The organism is Arcicella gelida (genome assembly GCF_034931025.1).
GTDB lineage: Bacteria > Bacteroidota > Bacteroidia > Cytophagales > Spirosomataceae > Arcicella > Arcicella gelida.
Genome location: NZ_JAYGIL010000012.1, coordinates 42,822 through 64,109, shown reverse-complemented (window position 1 = coordinate 64,109; position 21,288 = coordinate 42,822). Strand labels below are relative to the sequence as shown.

Annotated in this window: 13 protein-coding genes; 11 read left to right on the top strand and 2 right to left on the bottom strand. The window is 37.3% G+C overall.

Going from position 1 to position 21,288, the window contains the following annotated elements; translation table 11 throughout:
• Positions 1-2: 2 nt before the first annotated feature.
• Positions 3-3,752: a ThuA domain-containing protein gene (locus VB776_RS11590; RefSeq protein ID WP_323329159.1), complete on the bottom strand. Its 3,750-nt coding sequence runs from the start codon at positions 3,750-3,752 to the stop codon at positions 3-5.
• 207 nt (positions 3,753-3,959) lie between these two features.
• Between VB776_RS11590 and VB776_RS11585 the strand changes: the two genes are divergently transcribed.
• From VB776_RS11585 to VB776_RS11565, 5 genes are all read left to right on the top strand, one after another.
• On the top strand, positions 3,960-4,676 hold the full coding sequence (locus VB776_RS11585) for an NUDIX hydrolase (protein ID WP_323329155.1): 717 nt from the start codon (positions 3,960-3,962) through the stop codon (positions 4,674-4,676).
• Positions 4,677-4,778: 102 nt separating this feature from the next.
• On the top strand, positions 4,779-6,242 hold the full coding sequence (locus VB776_RS11580) for an aldehyde dehydrogenase (NADP(+)) (RefSeq protein ID WP_323329153.1): 1,464 nt from the start codon (positions 4,779-4,781) through the stop codon (positions 6,240-6,242).
• Positions 6,243-6,709: 467 nt separating this feature from the next.
• Positions 6,710-8,641 (top strand): glucosamine-6-phosphate deaminase, encoded by a 1,932-nt coding sequence (nagB, locus tag VB776_RS11575; protein ID WP_323329151.1) that lies wholly within the window; start codon positions 6,710-6,712, stop codon positions 8,639-8,641.
• A 201-nt stretch (positions 8,642-8,842) separates the two neighbouring features.
• Entirely contained in the window at positions 8,843-10,093 is a 1,251-nt protein-coding gene (locus VB776_RS11570; protein WP_323329150.1) for a sugar MFS transporter, read from the top strand.
• A gap of 207 nt (positions 10,094-10,300) precedes the next feature.
• Positions 10,301-10,705 carry a DUF983 domain-containing protein gene (locus VB776_RS11565; RefSeq protein WP_323329149.1) on the top strand — a complete coding sequence of 135 codons (405 nt, stop codon included), beginning with the start codon at positions 10,301-10,303 and terminating at the stop codon, positions 10,703-10,705.
• A 121-nt stretch (positions 10,706-10,826) separates the two neighbouring features.
• On the opposite strand, the gene VB776_RS11560 is transcribed toward VB776_RS11565, so the two are convergent.
• On the bottom strand, positions 10,827-11,585 hold the full coding sequence (locus VB776_RS11560; RefSeq protein ID WP_323329148.1) for a DeoR/GlpR family DNA-binding transcription regulator: 759 nt from the start codon (positions 11,583-11,585) through the stop codon (positions 10,827-10,829).
• A 254-nt stretch (positions 11,586-11,839) separates the two neighbouring features.
• Between VB776_RS11560 and VB776_RS11555 the strand changes: the two genes are divergently transcribed.
• From VB776_RS11555 to VB776_RS11530, 6 genes are all read left to right on the top strand, one after another.
• Positions 11,840-15,040 (top strand): SusC/RagA family TonB-linked outer membrane protein, encoded by a 3,201-nt coding sequence (locus VB776_RS11555; protein ID WP_323329146.1) that lies wholly within the window; start codon positions 11,840-11,842, stop codon positions 15,038-15,040.
• Between the two features lie 12 nt (positions 15,041-15,052).
• Positions 15,053-16,597 carry a SusD/RagB family nutrient-binding outer membrane lipoprotein gene (locus VB776_RS11550; RefSeq protein ID WP_323329144.1) on the top strand — a complete coding sequence of 515 codons (1,545 nt, stop codon included), beginning with the start codon at positions 15,053-15,055 and terminating at the stop codon, positions 16,595-16,597.
• A 278-nt stretch (positions 16,598-16,875) separates the two neighbouring features.
• Positions 16,876-18,237: an alpha-L-fucosidase gene (locus tag VB776_RS11545; protein ID WP_323329142.1), complete on the top strand. Its 1,362-nt coding sequence runs from the start codon at positions 16,876-16,878 to the stop codon at positions 18,235-18,237.
• A 252-nt stretch (positions 18,238-18,489) separates the two neighbouring features.
• Entirely contained in the window at positions 18,490-18,975 is a 486-nt protein-coding gene (locus VB776_RS11540) for a RidA family protein (RefSeq protein WP_323329140.1), read from the top strand.
• Positions 18,976-18,978: 3 nt separating this feature from the next.
• Complete coding sequence (locus VB776_RS11535) at positions 18,979-20,097, top strand: D-TA family PLP-dependent enzyme (protein ID WP_323329139.1); 1,119 nt, start codon at positions 18,979-18,981, stop codon at positions 20,095-20,097.
• A 67-nt stretch (positions 20,098-20,164) separates the two neighbouring features.
• Positions 20,165-21,238 (top strand): dipeptidase, encoded by a 1,074-nt coding sequence (locus tag VB776_RS11530; protein ID WP_323329137.1) that lies wholly within the window; start codon positions 20,165-20,167, stop codon positions 21,236-21,238.
• The last annotated feature ends 50 nt before the right edge of the window (positions 21,239-21,288 follow it).

The window sequence follows — 21,288 nt, the reverse complement described above, 5'->3', positions numbered from 1 at the left end:
ACTTATTCTTTTTTTCCATCAAAAGCCATTCCCATCGCTTCTAACTTCATTGTAGCAACATTACCAGTATCATTTTTTATAAAACTAACTGTTCCTTTACCACCTGCATCAAATTTATCTGGCGTATCAGTCGCTGTTAATTCACCAACATTTCCACCAGCATCAATGATTAACTTACCGTCTTTTACCGAAATCGAAATAGATTCAAATGGTAAACCTGTCATTTTATATTTACCTGCATAAATATTCAAATCTGTCTTCGCTTCAGGTGCTGTAACGGCTATTGGAGCTGAATCACCAATTTCTGATTTAAACTCTACACCCATTACGACCATTAATGATTGTCCTTCAGCTTTTGGATTTTGGAAAACTACATACAAATCATGTGTTCCTTCCGTTGGTGTAACCGTAATAGCAACAGGTTTTCCTGCAAAACTCATTTCTTCTGTTGGTGCAAGGAAAGGAGATGCTCCAATTACTTTACCCGTTGGCGAATCAATACGAATTTCAATTACGCCACCTTGAGCATTCAATTGCGGTTTTGGCGTAATGGCTAAGAATGCTATTTGCTTAATTTCACTTAAATCAATTTTAGAAAGTGAAACATAAGAGCCAGATTTTGAAGGAATTGCTAATTCATTTCCTCCGAATGACATTTTTGAAACTGACTCATATTTGTCAAATTTGTGTGGACTCATTTTAGCATTACGCAAAGTAAATGTTTGTTCAGAAGCCAATGAAGGAATTCCTTTTGCACCTTGATCTTGGTAAGAAGCACGTAAAATATATACGCCTTGTCCTTTATCATTCGCAGGCAATTTCGCTGTGTAAGTACCTTTTATTGGTAAAGAATTTACTTTAGCTTTTTCTTGAGACAAGCTCAAAATATACTTCACCATATCCGAAGCATCCGAAGCTGAAAGTTGTGGATGACCACTCATTGGTACTTCTCCCCAAACGCCACTTCCGCCAGAGATTACTTTCTTCGTTAATCTTTCTAAAGCACCTGCATCATTTTTGTATTTCGCTGCAACTTCTTTGTACATCGGACCAACTGATTTTTTATCAACACTGTGACAAGCCTTACAGTCGCTCGCTTCCATCAATTTTTTACCCGATGCAAAACTTGCCGAAGCATCTGCCGAACGGTGTCCTTGTGCAATAGCGATTTTATCAAAGCCTTCTGCTAAATAATCAATACTTACTGCTACTTGCTCTGGTTTGATTTTTCCATTTGCCAAGCTACCATCTTCTTTATCGTTTACTTTTACTTCATAATCAAATGGTTTATTCGGGAAGTAAAACGTTTTGTTACTTTTCGGTAAATCAAAAGCCAAGGTTGGCGGTTCGTTTCCTGCCGTCAATTCCATTGATTGGCTATTGCTTTCACCTTTTCCATCTGAAACCGTTAACGTAGCTTTATAAACTCCAGCTTTTGTTAAAGTCAAACTAGCTTCTGGCGTATTGATTACTTTTACAAAACCTTTTTTATCGGTAATTTTCCAAGAATATTTCAAAATGTCGCCATCTGCATCTACTGTTCCTTTTGAGCTAAGTGTTACTTTAAAAGGAATAGCTCCGCCCATTTTATCCGCTGCAATTTGTACAATTGGCTTACGGTTTCCGCCATTGTATTCGATACGAATTAAACGAGCATCATCATTGGCAGTAAACCAACCCGAACCGTATTCTAACATGTATAAATCGCCATTTTCAGCAAATTCCATATCCATCGGATTACTGAATTTATAGCTTGGCATAAAGCGTTCCATCGAAACATAATTTCCTTCTTTATCCAAAGTAACTGCCATAATCCAACCACGCATCCATTCGTAAATCAATACTTTTCCATCATAATATTTCGGGAAAGCATGATTCGCATTTTTGAAAGCATCACTGTAGAAAACAGGGCCAGCCATGGCATTTCTGCCGCCACTACCTACTAATGGGAATTCTGGAGATTCTCCATAAGGATACCATATAAATGCTTTTTGTGCTGGTGGTAATAATTTTAAACCTGTATTGTTTGGCGAAGTATTCGTTGGTGCATTGGCATCCCACAATTCCAATGATTTGTTATTCACAAAATCAAATTTATTATAAGCCTTATTATCGCCTACAAAATGTGGCCAACCATAATTACCTGCTTTGCGTGCTTGTCCTACTTCATCATGTCCAGCTGGGCCACGGTCAGCTGCTGGTTTGTTAGCATCTGGACCAACTTCTCCCCAATAAAGATTACCATTTTTCTGGTCAACTGAAATACGGAAAGGATTACGGTGTCCCATTGTATAAATTTCAGGACGAGTATTTGGCGTACCTTTTGCGAATAAATTTCCTTCTGGAATAGTGTAAGAACCATCAGCAGTAGGTTTAATTCGGATGATTTTACCTCTTAAATCGTTGGTATTGGCAGAAGATTTCTGAGCATCCCAAGCACTGCGGTCTGGGCGTTCGTCACTTGGACTATAACCACTTGAACCGTGTGGGTTTGTATTATCACCTGTTGAAAGGAAAAGGTTGCCCATTTTATCCCAAGCGATAGAGCCACCCGTATGGCAACATTGTTCTCTTTGCGTTGGAATTTCTAACAATACTTTTTTAGAATCTAAAACCAATTCATCTCCACGCAACTCATAACGTGTCAGGATATTTTTCGCTTCGTCACCTGCTGGAGAATAATATAAATAAATCCAGTGGTTTTGAGCAAAGTTCGGGTCTTTACTTAAACCCAATAAACCATCTTCCGCCTCTGAAATTTTACCTTCTTTATCTTTATATTTTGTACTTACTGGAATGGAAGCAATCGTTTTCAACTGTTTAGTTTTAGTATTATACAAACGAACATCTCCACGGCGTTCGATGAATAATATACGACCATCGTTTAATACGCTCAATTCCATTGGTTCGCTTAATTTTTCTTCTAAAACTACTTTCGCAAAGCGGTTTTCTTCAGGACGAGCCTTTGTATAATCTAAGGGTTTTGGTGCATCTCCACCAATTACATAATTCAAACCAGCCCAAAGGTGTGCTAAGAAAAGTGGTTCAGAAAAAGTTTGGTCGGTATGTCCCATCGCTGTATAAAACGAGCGACCGCCATCAAATTCATGATACCAACTAATTGGGTGATTGTCCCCATTTTTTCCACCTTGATAAGTTTTCTCATCCAATTTCACCACAACATTGATTGTCGGATTAATGTTTTTAAAACTGTAAAATTCATCTTCACGCTCAAATTCATCAGGTAACATTTTAGTTGCCCAGTGATTTTTTTGTGACACATAAAATTTACCTTTTTGTACATTGTTTGGCATTGGATGATCTAAGAAGTACGCACCCGCCAAACGACCATACCAAGGCCAATCATATTCTGTGTCCGTCGCAGCGTGAATTCCTAAGTAACCACCACCCGCTTGGATATAGCGTTCAAATTCTACTTGCTGTTCAGGATTCAATACATCACCTGTTGTGCTTAAAAACACTACTGCATTATAGCGTTTCAGATTGAGTGCATTAAAAGCAGTAGCATCTTCCGTTAAATCCACAACAAAGCCTTTTTCTTTTGCCATTTTCTGGAAAGCAGCTTGCCCTGCTTCGATAGATTGATGGCGAAAAGCTGCCGTTTTACTAAAGACCAATACTCTTGGCGCATTTGTTTGCCCAATAAGTACCCTTGAACTCAATAAAAAAATACCCAATATCAAGAAAAGAGTATTCATCAAGCTGGGAAATTGGTAATGTTTTTTGTTCATCTTGAATGATTGTTTTGAAATAGATAATAAATTAAATGATTGAAAATGAATGCTGTTATTTATTTTTTACTTTAAAAATGAGTAAAAAATTAAATAATTAATTGATTAAGTCTTATCATTGTTTCATGATGGAACAATGATAATTCATTTTCTTGAATCCACCAAGTATTTGTACTATTTTTGTAAAATGTTGAATCTAAAAGGAAGATGATGGAGTCCGAAAAAATAATTATTGACGAAGGGAAATTCATCCCACATTTATCCGTTGACTGTGTAATTTTTGGGTTTCATGGCGAGCAATTAAAAGTATTATTACCTAAAGTAAAGAATTTGAATCTGTGGTCGTTGCCGGGTGGCTATGTCATGAAAGATGAGGATATTGAAGCAGCAGCACAAAGAATTTTAGAAGAAAGAACAGGCGTAACAGATATTTATCTTGAGCAGTTTTACATCTTTGGCAAAGCTAATCGTTCAACGGGTGAAACCCTCAAGCAAGTATTTTTGGCAAATAACTTTGCGATTGATGAAAAAAGTTGGGTTTTTGAACGTTTCGTTTCAGTAGGCTATTATGCTTTGGTAGATTTTTCGAAAGTGAATACTAAAATCGGTATTTATGACGAAGCTTGCGAATGGCACGATATTCATCAATTACCAAACTTGGCTTTTGATCATGCTGAAATTACGTTGAAAGCTTTGGAAACACTTCGATTTATGTTAGATGATAAACTAATTGGACTTAATTTATTGCCTGATACGTTTACCATGAAAGAACTCCAAATGTTGTACGAAACTATTTTGGATAAACCTTTAAGAAGAGATAATTTTCAAAGAAAAATATTGTCGATGGGCATTTTGGAAAGAATAGAAAAGAAATTTACAGGTGCTGCGCACAAAGCTCCTTATCTTTATAAATTCAAAAAGTAATAATTTATTGATTTTAGTTGTTGTTCTATAAGTAATTTACCTCTTAATTTCCCTTATTTATTAAATATGTAGCACATTGATGAAAGTGCTGAAATCAATCACATGGATAATATCAACAAAATCATGCTTCAATCTGCTGAAGCATTTAAACAATACCGTAAGGTTTCTGGAAAACAAAAAGCTGTTTTTTTAAGAGCCATCGCCGAAGAAATTGAAGCGTTGGGCATGGAGCTTATTCACACCACGATGGAAGAAACCAACCTTCCTGAAGCTCGCTTATTAGGCGAACGTGGACGGACGATTTTTCAATTAAAAATGTTTGCTGACCTTTTGGAAGAAGGTTCATGGGTAGAAGCTCGTATTGATACTGCTCAACCAGACCGCAAACCTTTACCCAAAGTAGATATTCGTAAAATGTCTGTGCCTATTGGAACTGTAGTGGTTTTTGGGGCAAGTAATTTTCCTTATGCTTATTCAACCGCTGGTGGCGATACCGCTTCGGCTTTAGCTGCTGGTTGTCCAGTAGTTTTAAAAGGTCATCCCGCACACGCTCGTACTTCTGCCATGGTTGCGGATGCTGTCTTGCGTGCTGTAGAACGCACAGGAATGCCAGAAGGTACTTTTGCACACGTTGATGGAGGTAATGGTTTTGAAATTGGAAAAGCCTTAGTAATGCACCCAGTGACCAAAGCTGTTGGTTTTACGGGTTCATTTGCTGGTGGAAAGGCTTTGTTCGATATGGCGAATCAACGTCCTGAGCCGATTCCTGTATTTTCAGAAATGGGAAGTGTCAATCCAGTTGTGTTAATGCCAGAAAAATTATCAACAAGTTCAGAGAGTATTGCCAAAGATTATGCAGGTTCGATTACTTTGGGCGTTGGGCAATTTTGTACCAATCCTGGTTTGATTTTGGGAGTTGATAATGCTGACTTACAAAGCTTTATCAAAGTACTTGCTTCTGAAATTGAAAAAATCACACCTGCAAAAATGCTAAATGCAGGAATTTATCAAAACTATGAAGGCAAGAAAACAGTCGTTTTAGCACAAGATGATGTAACAACAGAAGCAGAATCGCTTGTTGAAAAAACAGATACTATTCAAGGTTTGGCGACGGTCGCTTCGGTAGATGCAGAGGCATTCTTGGCAAATCCTACTTTGCATCAAGAAGTATTTGGTCCTTTCTCTTTAGTGGTTAAATGTAAAGATTTAGCACAATTAGCAAGCGTTATTCAGCACTTGGAAGGACAGCTTACAGCTACTTTGATGGCGACAGAAACGGAATTACAAGCGAATGACGACATCGTAGAAGCACTTAGAAATATCAGTGGACGCTTAATTTTCAACGGAGTTCCGACAGGAGTAGAAGTATGTTATGCGATGCACCACGGCGGACCGTTCCCATCTTGTACGGATGCTCGTTTTACTTCAGTTGGACCAGATGCTATCAAACGTTTCGTTCGTCCAGCTAGTTATCAGAGTTTTCCTGATAGTCTTTTGCCAGCAGAATTACAGGATGCTAATCCTTTAAACATTTGGAGAATGTTTGATAACGAATGGATGAAATAATCAATATTTTTCATTAATCGGAAATATATTTCCAGACAAGTATATTTTACAATTTTATCAAAATTCCATCAAATCGGTTAAAATCTTTAATTTTAACCGATTTGATATTTTAAAGCTCTTCTTATCAATACTTCTTATTAGCTATCACGCTTCCTTTTCCCAATATTTCCTGTCTAAAAATATTCTAAATATTGTACTTTATCCTGTCAAAATAGACCTTATTTGCTTTTTTGTGCATTTTTTCAAAAAATCTATCTTTTATTTCCGATTTTTTTGGCTTGTGAAATCCCTCTTTTCACATTAACATTAGATATTTTTTAAAAAACGGTAATATATTTCATAAATAATTATTTTACTGTTTGTTGATTTTTTATTTTAAATATCATTAGGTACTATAATTCATTTGTCTTTAAGTTTGCATGTCTTATTTCAAAACTAAGAAATGTTTACTCAAAATTGTTATTAAAATGATTGAAGCAACTGAAGCCATAGAACTAGAAAAGGAAACCATCTCTCTGGAAAGAGTACCCACTAAAATTTATAAAGATGCCGCTGAAGCCTCAAAAGCAGTGGCACAAGAAATTGCCAAAATTATTCGCAAAAAAAATGCTTCAGGAAAACCAGCAGTTTTAGGGTTAGCTACTGGCTCAACACCTAAAAAAGTATATGCAGAACTTATCCGTCTTCATAAAAGTGAAGGATTGAGTTTTGAAAACGTAATTACCTTCAATTTGGATGAATATTATCCAATGCAACCTGATGCAGTACAGAGTTATCACCGTTTCATGAAAGAACAATTGTTTAATCATGTAAACATTGCTCCTGAAAACTGCCATATTCCAACTGGAACTTTACCTTTAGAAAAACTCGCTATCTTCTGCAAAGAGTACGAAGCACAAATTGAAGAATTGGGTGGCTTAGATATACAAATTTTGGGCATCGGTAGAAACGGACATATCGGTTTCAACGAGCCTGGTTCTTTGGTGAACTCAAGAACAAGATTAATGACGCTTGATATTACGACTCGTATGGACGCTTCTGGCGACTTTGGCTCTATGGTAAAAGTGCCACGCAGAGCAGTAACGATGGGCGTAAAAGCAATCATGGAGGCGAAAAGAGTAGTGCTTTTGGCTTTTGGAGAACATAAAGCACAAGTAATCAAAGAAGCGATTGAAGGACCAGTTTCTGAAAAAATTCCAGCTTCATATTTACAAGGTCACCAAAATGTACGATTCATTTTAGACGAAGCCAGTGCTTCTGAATTGAGTAGCCGTAAAAAACCATGGTTGTTTGACGAAGTAATTTGGGATAAAATGATGGTGAAAAAAGCCGTTACTAATTTGGCTTTAAGCTTAGATAAACCGATTCTGAAATTAACCAATCGTGATTATAATGAAAACGGATTAAGTGATTTACTTGCCAATTACGGTCAGGCTTACGATATTAATTTACAGGTTTTCCAAAATCTTCAACATACTATTACGGGTTGGCCGGGTGGAAAATCATTAGCAAGCGATGCCAACAGACCAGAAAGAGCTTTCCCTGCACAGAAAAGAGTATTGATTTTTAGTCCACATCCCGACGACGATATTATTTCGATGGGAGGAACATTCCAGCGTTTGGTTGACCAAGGGCATGATGTACACGTGGCTTATCAAACGTCAGGAAATATTGCCGTTGCTGATGACGAAGCTTTGCGTTTTATTGATTTTATTGATGATTTCAATGAAAAATTCGACATCGAAAGTAAAAAATACAATACTGTTTTTGAAGAAGCAAGAGAGTTTTTAAAAACCAAAAAAGACAGCGAAATTGATATTCCTGCGGTACGTTATGTAAAAGGAATTATTCGTCAGGGAGAAGCAAAAGCTACTTGCCGTTTTGTTGGAATTCCTGCTACCAATGTTCACTTTTTGGATATGCCTTTTTATGAAACAGGTGCCATCCAAAAAAGTCCATTAGGCGAAGCTGACATCAAAATTGTTTCTAATATTATTGCTGAAATAAAACCACATCAGATTTTTGCGGCAGGTGATTTAGCCGATCCACACGGAACACACAAAGTATGCTTAGATGCCATTTTCGAATCGTTAGAACGTTTGAAAAAAGAAGATTACATGAACGAGTGCTGGGTTTGGTTATACCGTGGAGCTTGGGCTGAGTGGGATATTCATGAAATTGAAATGGCGGTACCGATGAGCCCAACACAAGTATTGCAGAAACGTCACGGGATTTTCAAACATCAATCACAAAAAGATGGAGTGGTTTTCCAAGGAAACGATTCAAGAGAATTCTGGCAACGTGCAGAAGACAGAAACAGTGCCACAGCTGAACTATACAATAAACTAGGTTTTGCAGAATATGCAGCCATTGAGGCTTTTGTGCGATACCACTTTTAATATTATGCTTGGGGTCTTAAGATTCCAAGCATTACTTCATTCACAAACTTGAAAATTTAGTTAGAACTGGTTATATATTAATAATGCTTGAACATTAAAATTCACTACGGGCGATGCCTGTAGTGAATTTATTTAATATGAACCTTTCAAGAATTTGTTCCTTACTTTATTTATATATTTTGCCCCAAACCAACCACCATTATGACTAAAAGTAAATCATTTTTTTCTCCCATCGTGATTATCGGAATGTTATTTTTCATCTTCGGTTTTATCACTTGGCTCAACGGTACGCTTATTCCATTCCTCAAAATTGCTTGTGAACTTGAATATGCCCAAGCACTTTTGGTAACTTTTGCCTTTTACATTGCTTATGTTTTTCTAGCGATTCCTTCTTCAATGATTCTGACGAAAGTTGGTTTTAAAAACGGTATGGCTTGGGGCTTGGTGGTGATGGCGATTGGTGCCATTATTTTTGTGCCAGCGGCTCAATCTCGTTCATTTGTACTGTTTTTAACAGGATTATTTATTCAAGGTGCAGGAATTTCTTTACTCCAAACAGCCTCAAATCCTTATATCAGTATTTTAGGACCAATCGAAAGTGCAGCACAACGTATAAGTATCATGGGTGTTTGTAATAAAATTGCTGGAGCTTTGAGTCCACTGATTTTAGGAGCAATCATTTTAGACGGAGCGAGCGACATTGAAACACAATTAAAAACAAGCTTGGCTGCTGAAAAAGAAGTACTCTTGAACGAATTGGCGGGAAGAGTAATCGTTCCCTACATTGTGATGGCAATTGCTTTAGTGCTTTTGGCATTTTTGATTTATAAATCTAGCTTACCAGAAATTGACACAAGTAAGGATGAAAACGAAACGCTACAAGAAACAGGAGAGAAGAGTGTTTTACAACACGCCAATTTAGTATTTGGTATTTTAGCTATTTTCTGTTGTGTAGGTGTTGAAGTAATTGCAGGCGATACCATCGGACAATACGGAAGCTCGTTAGGCATTAGTTTAGATGTTTCTAAAAACTTTACTTCGCTAACGTTGATTGCTATGTTAGTTGGTTATTTTGTTGGGATTGTAGCGATTCCGAAATTCATTTCACAAAATAAGGCTTTGATGTATTGCGGAATTATTGGCTCAATTTTCACGCTTGGTATTGTGTTGACTGCTGGTTTTACTTCGGTAGCATTTGTAGCGATGCTTGGTTTAGCTAATGCTTTGATGTGGCCAGCGATTTTTCCGCTTGCGATTAAAGGTTTAGGAAAGAAAACAGAATTTGGTTCTGCTTTACTCATTATGGGTATCGGTGGCGGAGCGATTTTACCATACTTCTACGGAAAATTGGCAGAATCATTTGGCATTCAAGAAGCATATTTGATTTTGATTCCTTGTTACTTATATATTTTGTTCTTTGCGACGATAGGTCACAAAAGACAATCGTGGTAGAATGATATTGAGTGATTGAGTGAATTGTGAGTTAGTGATTAGCTATAGAGTAAAAATCACAATTCACTAAATCGCTAATTCACCAAATAAGTAAAAAGTACCATAGACAGCTTGTTAAATACCATTGTTTTGGGTAGTCCTTCTCTAGCTTTGTTGTATGATTATTAAATGATAAATGTCATTTACTTTCAATAAAACAATAACGTTATGAGCCAGTATCAGACCTTAAAATTAGACCATCATCCTTCTCGTTTTCAAGCCATTGCAGAGGGGAAATGCCCGCAATGTAGAGAAGGAAAAATGTTTAAATATCCATTTTTTCGAGTAGATAAGTTTGACGACATGCACACCAATTGTCCTGTTTGTAATTTACGTTATGAAGTAGAGCCAGGTTTTTGGTATGGAGCAATGTTTGTGAGTTATGCTTTTTCTATTTTAATTCTAGCAGTTTTGGGTGTGATATTATATTGGTTTTTCAATGATCCACCAATTATGGGTTACATCATTCCTATTACAGTCGTTTCTTTAATTTCTGTTCCTTTCAATTTCAGAATCTCAAGATCTGTCTTTTTACATCTCTTCGGTTTTGTGAAATACAAACCTGTGAGGTAGTAGTGATTTTTGATTTAGTGATTGAAAAGGCGATTAATCAAAATTGAGTTCCCAAAAATTCATTTATGTTCAATGTTTTCAAAAGAAATCACTCATTCACAACTCTCTCAATCACAACTATTTATATAACCTGCAATTTGCTATTTTGATAGGCAGATAATTCTGGTGAATTGGAGGGCAATTCAGTAATGAGGTAGTCGATTTCTTGTAAGTCGGCTACTTTCATTTTCATGACAGAATTCAATTTTTCTGAAATTGCCAACACAGCTACTTTATCGGAAGCTTTCATCATCGCCTTTTTCACCTGAACAGTTTCCCAGTCAGAATCCGTTACTCCTCCCTGAGCATCCAAAGCATTTGTTCCTAAAATACACAAATCGGCTTTCATTTCTGAAAGTCGGTGATGTACTTCTCCACCAATCGACATTTGGCTATATCGTGATACTTGTCCGCCAATCAGGATAATTTCAATATTAGGTTTGTCTAATAACTCTACAGCTGTCAAAGGATTGACCGTCATGAAAGTAGCTGAAAAATCTTCAGGAATCAGTTTCACAAATTCACGGATGGTTGTACCACCACCAATCAACACCAACATGCCTTCTTTCAATAAAGAAAATGCTTTTTGTCCGATTTCTACTTTATGAGAATGCGCATAGGTTTCCTTGAGATTTGAAGAATGATGATACGCTTTCGACATCGCACCGCCTCTAATCTTAATAATTTCACCTTCTTCGGCTAATTCATTAATATCTCTTCGAATGGTATCTTCCGATACATTCAATGATTCTACTAATTCCCCTAAAGATATTCTTGTATGAACATTGATTTCCTTCAAAATCAAATCTTTACGTTCTTTCTTTAATAAGCTAATCGACATTATAATAATTACATTTTTTCAAATTGAGTAGAACAAAGATATAGAAAAACTGCAAATTATCCGTGGTTTTTGCTGTAAATTATATTGCAAATTTTGCAATAATTGAGATAAAATACTCAATTTTATTACTTACTGATAATATTTTTTTAACAAAAGCCTTTTTTTCTACGAAAAGTTTATATGTTTGTGCAATAAATGCAATATTAATTTGCATTTATTGCAACAATCCAATTTACCATAAAAAACTTTTAAGCATGAAAAAAATTAGACTATTAAAAGGCTCTCAACGCTTATTATGGCTTTCTATCATCGGAAGTTTAGCAATAAGTGGCAATTCGCATGCTAATGTGAATAAAAATACCGCTACTTATCTGCCGAAATCAGCAAGATTGAGTATTGTGAAAGAGATTGGAGGGAAAGTTATTGCTGCAAAAGATGCAAGTCCAGTGATTGGTGCTGCGGTTTTTATCAAAGAAAATCCACGAGTTGGTACAACTACTGATGCAGAAGGAAATTTTAAATTGAATTTGCCAGAAAATTTTGCTTCTAAAAACATTACATTAGTTATTACAAGTATTGGTTTTGAAAAATTTGAAGCAGCAGTTGTAGCGGATCAAAGTTCAATTACTGTTACTTTAAAAGAAAATGTACAGCAACTTAATGAAGTTGTGGTAACGGCTTTGGGTGTAAAAAAAGATAAAAGAGCCTTAGCATATTCTGTATCAGAAATTAATGGTTCGGACTTTACCCAAGCACGTGAAAACAATGTTGCGAATGGTTTAACAGGTAAAATTGCAGGGGTAAATGCTACAGGTTTATCTACTGGTCCGGGTGGTTCAAGCCGTGTGGTAATTCGTGGTAATGGTTCATTAACGGGTAATAGTCAACCATTGTACGTAATCAACGGGATGCCAATTGATAACAGTGTTCCGGGCGGAAGCTCATTACCAAATGGTTTAGGAACGAAAGCTGGTACAGACCGTGGAGATGGTATTTCGGCAATCAATCCAGACGATATTGAATCAATGACTGTATTGAAAGGTGGTGCTGCCGCAGCATTATACGGGTCACGTGGGGCAAATGGCGTAATCTTGATTACAACGAAAAAAGGGAAAGCTCAAAAAGGCATCGGTCTTGAATACAACAGTACTTTTACTATGGAAAACGTATCTGTTTTTCCAGATTTCCAATATGAATACGGACAAGGTGATGGCGGTGTAATGCCTACAACTTTGGCTCAGGCTCAGGCTACGGGTCGTCGTTCGTTTGGAGCAAAAATCGATGGCTCTACTAATTATATGGCAGCCGACGGTAAAAATCACCCATATCTTGCTCAGAAAGATAATTTGAAAAATTTCTATCAGACAGGAACAACTTTTACGAACTCAGTTGCTTTGTCTGGTGGAAATGATGCCATTCTCTACCGTCTTTCTTTAGCCGATTTAAGTGCAAAAAGTGTATTGCCATCTAATACTTATAATCGTAAAACGGCTAGTTTGAATATTTCAGCTAAACTTAGTGAACGCCTTAGAGCAGAAGCAGTAGTACAATATAATCTTGAGGAAGGAAATAATCGTCCGATTGCTGGAGATGCTTTGGGCAATCCAAACTGGATGGCTTATGAGGTGGCTAATACTGTTGATGTTAGATGGTTAGCACCTGGACATGATGCAAACGGTAATGAGATTTTCTGGAACGATGCAGGTATCGTAACAAATGGTTATTTCTTCATTAATAAATTCAAACAAACAGATACAAAAGATCGCTTTATCGGTCAAGCATCTGTTTCTTATGATTTATTGAAAAATCTAACTTTAAAGGCTACCACTACTCGTGATTTTTATAATTATAATTTCACCAGTATTATGCCAACTGGCGGACAGTATATTCCTCAAGGTCAGTACGATGGCATTAAATCGGATGTGTCAGAAACCAACAGTATGATTACTGCTGCTTATAATACCAAATTTGCAGAAACAATAGGCTTATCGGTTTTGGGTGGTGCAAATACTCGCCAGTTTAAAAACAATCAATTTGATTTCTATGGACAAGGATACACCATTCCTTACTTCTATAGTTATGCAAACTTGGCTACTTCTACGGCAACGCCAGTATCAAGCAATATCAAAACAAACTCAGTTTTTGGTTCAGCAGATTTAGATTACAAAGGCATTTGGTTTCTAACTTTAACGGGTCGTCAGGACTGGTTTTCAACATTAAGTCCTAAAAACAATAATGTTTTCTATCCAAGTATTGGTACAAGCTTAATGCTTTCGGATGTGATAAGCATGCCACGAGTTATCGACTATTTAAAATTACGTGGTTCATGGGCACAAGTAGGTGGCGGTGGTCCTGACCCTTACGCTATCAACTTAGCATACAGCAATGTGCCAAGTGCAAGTGGTGTGCCATTACAAAACGTCAGTTCAGCTTCAATTACCAACGCAGGATTGAAACCATTTACTTCTACCACGCTTGAGCTTGGTTTAAGTACAAAATTATTCGGAGGACGTTTGAATTTTGATGTCGCTGTATATGACAAGAAATCATCTAATGATATTGTAAGTGTACCGATTTCAGGTGCATCAGGTTATACAAGTGCCATTCTGAATTCAGGTGAATTAAGTAACAAAGGAATAGAATTATTGCTAGAAGGTACTCCTATTAAATCTGCTAATTTTTCATGGAATACTAGCTTCAACTTTGCCTACAACAAAAGTGAAGTATTGAAATTAGCTGATGGTATTAATACTTTTTCAATTGGTAACTCTGCGAATGGTAACGCCTTCATTAACAACCAAGTAGGAATGCCATTCGGAGGTATTTATGGATACCGTATGAAAAGAGATGCTGCTGGGAATATCATTTATGATACCAACTCAAACCTGCCTTTACAAACTGACAACAATCAATATTTAGGCAATGGAGTTTCACCATATACTATGGGTTTGAATAATACTTTCAAATACAAAAACTTCTCTTTAGACATGTTGGTTGATGGTAAATTTGGCGGAAGTATTTTCTCAGTAATGGAAGTATATGCTACTCGTTTGGGTTTAATGAAATCTACTTTGCCAGGTCGTGAAAATGGCTTAGCACTGAAAGGAGTAACAGCCAGTGGAGATGCTTATTCTTATACTGTACCTGTGGCGAATTTGCGTAGTGCCTACTACAACAACCTTAACCGTTACACAGAATTATTTGTACATGATGCAAGTTTCGTAAAACTACGTCAGATTATTATTTCTTACCGTTTACCAGCAGGTTTCTTGAAATCTTTAGGCGTACAATCGGCAAGTGTTTCATTAGTTGGTCGTAACCTTCTGATTTTATACAAAAAGACCGACAATTTTGACCCTGAGCAAGGCTTGACCAACGGTGCAGCACAAGGAATTGAGTCGATTGGTTTGCCACGTACTCGTTCTTATGGTTTGAACTTGAATCTGAAATTCTAAAAAAGCAAGACAATGAAACAGTTATTTTCAAAATATACATTTCCTTTATTGGCAGCGTGTAGCATGACGCTATTTACGGCTTGCGATAAAGATTTCGCAGAAATCAATACCAATCCAAATGCCGTTTCGGTTCCAACTACTGCTTACATTTTTAGTAAAGCTTTGTACGATGGTGCAGCCAATAGTGGCAACAAGGGCAGTCTTTTGTTTGGTTTGATGCAATATACTACCAGCTACAACGATGTAGAAGGTTTCGGTTCTAAATATACGGCTTCACAAGTAAATGCCACAGGTGGTGTTTTTACCAATTCATATCCAAATCAGATTAATGAAATTGGAGAGGTAATAAAAGCTGTAAAAGACGACCCAACAAAAGTAAATTTGTACGCAACAGCTCGTATCTGGCGAGTGTATTGTTTCAGTCGTTTGACTGATTTGTATGGCGACATCCCTTATACTGAAGCAGGACAAGGCTATAATCTCTCAATTTTTCAACCTAAATACGATTCTCAAAGTGCAATTTATGCAGATATGCTAAAAGAATTAGAAGCATCTGCAACAGCTTTGACTACTGCTAATACGACAACTTTCGGTAATTCAGATTTAATTTATCAAGGAAATGTTACGCAATGGAAAAAGTTTGCCTACTCGTTGATGTTACGTTTGGGTATGCGTTTAACAAAAGTTGATGCGGCGGCAGCACAAAGCTGGGTAACTAAGGCCATCGCTGGCGGTGTCATCAGAGAGTATGCAGATATTGCTAAAATGGCTTATACTTCTGGTGGACAAAATATCAACAAAAATCCTGTGGCTTGGCAATTGTTGAACGATAATTATCTTCGTGCAGACGGTACCAACAATACAGAAGGTGGTAAGTATCAAGATGTTTTCATCAACTCTTTGAAAACCAATAACGACCCACGTTTGGGCGTACTTTCTGTGGTGTATGTAAACGGTGCAGCAAGTTCAGATGAAAGTATTCAGAAAGGTATGCCTGCAACAATCAATGGTACAAAACCTTCTGATTTCATTACTTATTCAGAACCAAAGCAAACAACAGTCTTGAAAGTTGATGCTCCTTTGTTATTATTCACAGCAGCAGAATCTAATTTCCTATTGGCAGAAGCTGCTTTGAGAGGTTGGTACAATGCAGAAACGGCTACGAATTTATATGAAACAGGCATCCGTGCTGCGATGAAACAATGGGATTTGATTAGCGGAACAACGAGTACAATCGCTCAGGCACGTATCGATAGTTATGTAGCCGCTCATGCCCTCAAAACCAGTAGCTCGGTAGCTGTTCAAACTGAACAAATTTACAATGAAGTTTGGGTTGGGCTTTTCCCTGATGCACAGGAAGTATATAATAATTACCGTCGCACGGGTTATCCAGCTTTAACGCCAAATGTATATCCTGGCAATGCTACAGGTGGTAAAATTTTCCGTAGATTCTTGTATCCTGTTTCAGAACAAACACTTAACAGGACTTCGTACAACGAAGCTGTACAAAGACAAGGTGTTGACGATTTACTAACTCGTGTTTGGTGGGATAAGTAAATGAATGCTGAATTGTGAGTTTTGAATGATGAGTACTTTCGCTACGTTTTTTTCATTTAAAAGCAGTCTCAATCCTAAAAGCTATTATCCAATTTTAAATTATAAAAGAAAGAACCTCATCCCCCAACCCCTTCTCCTGTTGAGAAGGGGAGCCCAAAAAGTGGAGTAAACTCCCCTTCTCAACAGGAGAAGGGGCTGGGGGATGAGGTTTTGTTTATTTCTCCAACAAAATTTGTAACTTCATAGATTGCTCAATAACAATCGTTTAACACAATCTCATGTTTTCAAAAAAGTTTTTAATACTCTTGATTTGTACTTGTTTTACGATACAAATTCAAGCACAAAAAGTACAAGTAAATAATAAACCCGAACGAGTAAACTGGTTTCAAGATTTAGCTTTCGGGATGTTTATTCACTGGAATGTAGATGTTTCTTTAGGTGCTGTAATTAGCCATTCAATGGCTGGAGCTTCAAATGAATACGTTGAAAAATACATTAACGAATTACCAAAATACTTTAATCCTAACAAATTTAACCCTACTGAATGGGCAAAAAGTGCCAAATTAGCAGGAATGAAGTATGTGGTTTTTACAACAAAACATCATTCTGGTTTTTGTATGTTCAATACGCAAACTACGCCTTTTAATGTAATGAATACTCCTTACGGAAAAGACATTACGAAAGAAATTATCGACGCTTTTCGTAAAGAAGGTGTTGCTATAGGAATTTACTTTTCGCCTGAAGACTTCAATTATTTTCATAAAAACAATATTCAAATCGGTCGTTTACAATTGCCTGAGCATTTTCCTGCAAACAATAAAGGTTTGATGGATTATGATAAAAGACAATTGAAAGAATTGTTGACGAACTACGGGAAAATAGACATTCTTTTCATCGACGGCCCCGGCGATGGCTTGCGTGAATATGCTTGGAGTTTGAACCCTGATTTGGTCATTACTCGCGATATTATGACTACTCCAGAACAAAACACACCCGACGAACCAATAGCTCGTCCGTGGGAAGCTTGCTACACGATGGGAACGGATTGGCAATATAAACCCACCAACGACCCACACAAATCTGGTACAGAAATTATCAATATGCTTACTGAAATCAGAGCCAAAGGAGGTAATTTTTTATTGAATGTTGGACCAAAACAAGACGGTGAATTACAGATTGAGCAACAATCACTTTTACAAGAAATTGCCCTTTGGAATTTTGCCAATGCTGAAGCCATTCACGAAGTAAAACCGCTTTCAGTAGTTCGTGAAGACAATATTTGGTTTACCCAGTCGAATGATGAAAAGTATATTTATGCCATCGTACAAAGAAGTGGCTACGAAGATTGGAAGTACGGAACACGCAAAAATTTTGTATTGACGCACATCGAAGGAAATGCCAATACCAAAGTGAGTATTTTGGGATATAAAAGTGAATTGGTAGAGTACAAAAAAGATTTTGATGCTAAAATTTATACCGCTCCAACCAACATTGGCTTGGTAGTCAGTGCTGTAAACGGACAACGTTTTTACACGAATAATCAATGGAAAAATGCGGTGGTTTTGAAAATCGAAAATGCTAAATTCAGAAAACTCAACACGCCCAAAGCGAGCCAAAGTAATATGGATGGAGCGAAGTAAAAGACGTTATCTGAAAACAGTTATCGGTTAATCGTTGGATTGATTACTGATAATTTCTTTTATAATTGTATATAATTGTAGCGGCAACCGCAAGGGTTGCCGCTACAACAAAAATAAGATTCGGTCAACTCAAAACTCATCATTAAAAAGGGTAACACTTTTTAGTAAATTTTAAACCTTGCCAATACGAAGAAAACCTTTGTTGTTTTCTTCATCATCAAAAACAATTTGAAACAAAAAACAAGAACAATTATGAACACACTTGAATTACTTTCACCTGAAATCTCTTTTGAAAGCCTTGGACTTTCTTTACCTCCTGCACCACTTCCTTTGGGTGTTTATAAACCATATTTGATTGATGGCAAATACTTATTCTTATCGGGTCATGGCCCAGTAAGAGACGATAAAAGCTTGATTATTGGTAGAATTGGTAAAGATTTAGACATTGAAGAAGGGAAATTGGCGGCTCGTCAGGTTGGTTTAACCATGCTTTCAACCATCAAAACACATTTGGGAAGTTTAGACAGAGTAAAGCGTGTGATTAAAATTTTGGGTATGGTAAACTGCGTTTCAGAATTTGAACGTCATCCTTATGTCATCAACGGTTGTAGCGAACTTTTTGCCCAAGTGTGGGGAACAGAAAACGGTATCGGCGTAAGAAGTGCGGTAGGTATGGGAACACTTCCAGACAATATTCCTGTGGAAATTGAAGCATTGTTTGAACTCCATGAAGACTGAGTTATGAGTAACAAAACGATTGAGTACAACATAAAAAATATTGAAACGCTTGATACGCCTGCTTTGGTGGTTTTTCCGAGTATCGTAAAACAGAATATTCAAAAATTACTGGCTTCAATTGATGACGTAAATCGCTTGCGACCACACATCAAAACGCATAAAACCAAAGACGTAACCAAGCTTTTGCAAGAAGTAGGCATTCAGAAATTCAAATGTGCGACGATTGCCGAAACCGAATTATTGGCGACTTGCGAAGTAGAAGACGTACTCTTAGCGTATCAGCCAGTGGGAGCGAAGCTCTTACGTTTGATTGATATCATCAAACATTTTCCAAAAACACATTTTGCTTGTTTGGTCGATTCTGTGGCAGTTGGCGAAGTAATGTCAAAAATTGCTTTGGAAAACCAGCTCACTTTATCGCTTTATATCGACTTAAATGTAGGTATGAACCGCACGGGAATTGTACCCGAAAAGGCTTTTGATTTGGCAATTGCTTTACAAAAATTGCCAACTATAAAGCTTGAAGGCTTACATATTTACGACGGACATATTCGTGATTTTGACCTTGAAATTCGTACTAAAAACTGTAACACAGCTTTCCAAGCCGTAGAAAATTTAGTAGAAAAGCTAAAAGAAGAAGGTATTCAAAACCTCAATATTGTAGCAGGTGGAACGCCAACTTTTCCAATTCATGCTCAAAGAACAACGGTAGAATGCAGTCCGGGCACTTTTGTGTATTGGGATAAAGGCTATCAGGATGCTTATCCAGAACAAGATTTTGAAACGGCCGCTTTGGTAATTAGCCGAGTAATTTCTTTGCCAGATAAAGATAAAATCTGTCTGGATTTAGGACACAAATCTGTGGCCGCCGAAAACCCTTTAGATAAAAGAATATTTTTCTTAAATGCTCCAGATGCAATTTTTATCGGACAAAGCGAAGAGCATTTGGTACTGGGTTTTCCCGAAAATCATACTTATCAGATTGGCGATGTATTTTATGGTTTACCCATTCATATTTGTCCGACTTGTGCTTTGTACGAAAGGGCGAATGTTATTGAAAATGAAGTATTAACAGGCGAACAATGGAAAACAATTGCAAGAGATAGATTCATTTCCATGTAGCCGTAAAACGGGTTCTCAACCCGTAAATTTATCTTTTCTGACGGGTTGAAAACCCGTGTTACAAAATATGTTTACAATAGACGCACATCTTGACCTGAGCATGAATGCGATGGAATGGAATCGTGATTTAAGATTATCGGTCGCAGAAATTCGTGCAAGAGAAAAAGGCATGACCGACAAGCCAGACCGTGCGAAAGGAACGGTTACTTTTCCTGCATTAAGAGCAGGAAATATCGGTTTGGTCGTTGCCACACAAATCGCTCGCTTTGTAAAACCAGACAGTACATTGCCGGGTTGGGCTTCACCCGAACAGGCTTGGGCTCAAACACAAGGACAAGTAGCATGGTATAAAAGCATGGAAGAATGTGGCGAAATGGTTCAAATCAATAATCTTGAATCTTTAGAAAAACATTTACTGCTTTGGAACGACGGCACGCCCAACGACAATAAACCCATTGGCTATATTTTAAGCTTGGAAGGAGCAGATTCACTCGTAACAATTAATCATGTTGAGAAAGCCTATCAATATGGTTTACGTGCTATCGGTCCAGCTCATTATGGCCCTGGGCGTTACGCTCAAGGAACAGATGCGACTGGTTTTATGGGAAAAGCTGGGCAAGATTTATTGAAAGAAATGGAAAGGCTAAACATCTTTTTAGATGCGACGCACCTTTGTGATGATAGTTTTTGGGAAGCCATGGATCATTTCAATGGAGCGGTTTGGGCGAGCCATAATCTTTGTAGAAGTTTAGTAAACCATAATCGCCAGTTTAGCGATGAGCAAATTAAGGAATTGATTAGCCGTGATGCTGTAATTGGCGGAGCATTAGACGCTTGGATGATGGTGCCAAATTGGGAAAGAGGAAAATCAACTCCAAAAGAAATGAACTGTAATTTGGCAGTGATGGTTGACCACCTCGACCATATTTGTCAATTGGCTGGAAATGCCTTGCACGTAGGCATTGGTTCGGATTTAGATGGAGCTTTTGGCACAGAACAAGGCCCTTTCGATTTAGATACCATCGCCGATTTACAAACGATTCCGTCTATTCTTGAAAAAAGAGGTTATACCCAAACCGACATCGAAAACATTATGCACGGCAACTGGCTGAGGTTTTTGAGAAAGAATTGGAGTAAGTAAAATCTGTAAAAACTCGTAGGGGCAATCCCTTGCGGTTGCCCTCGTGTACA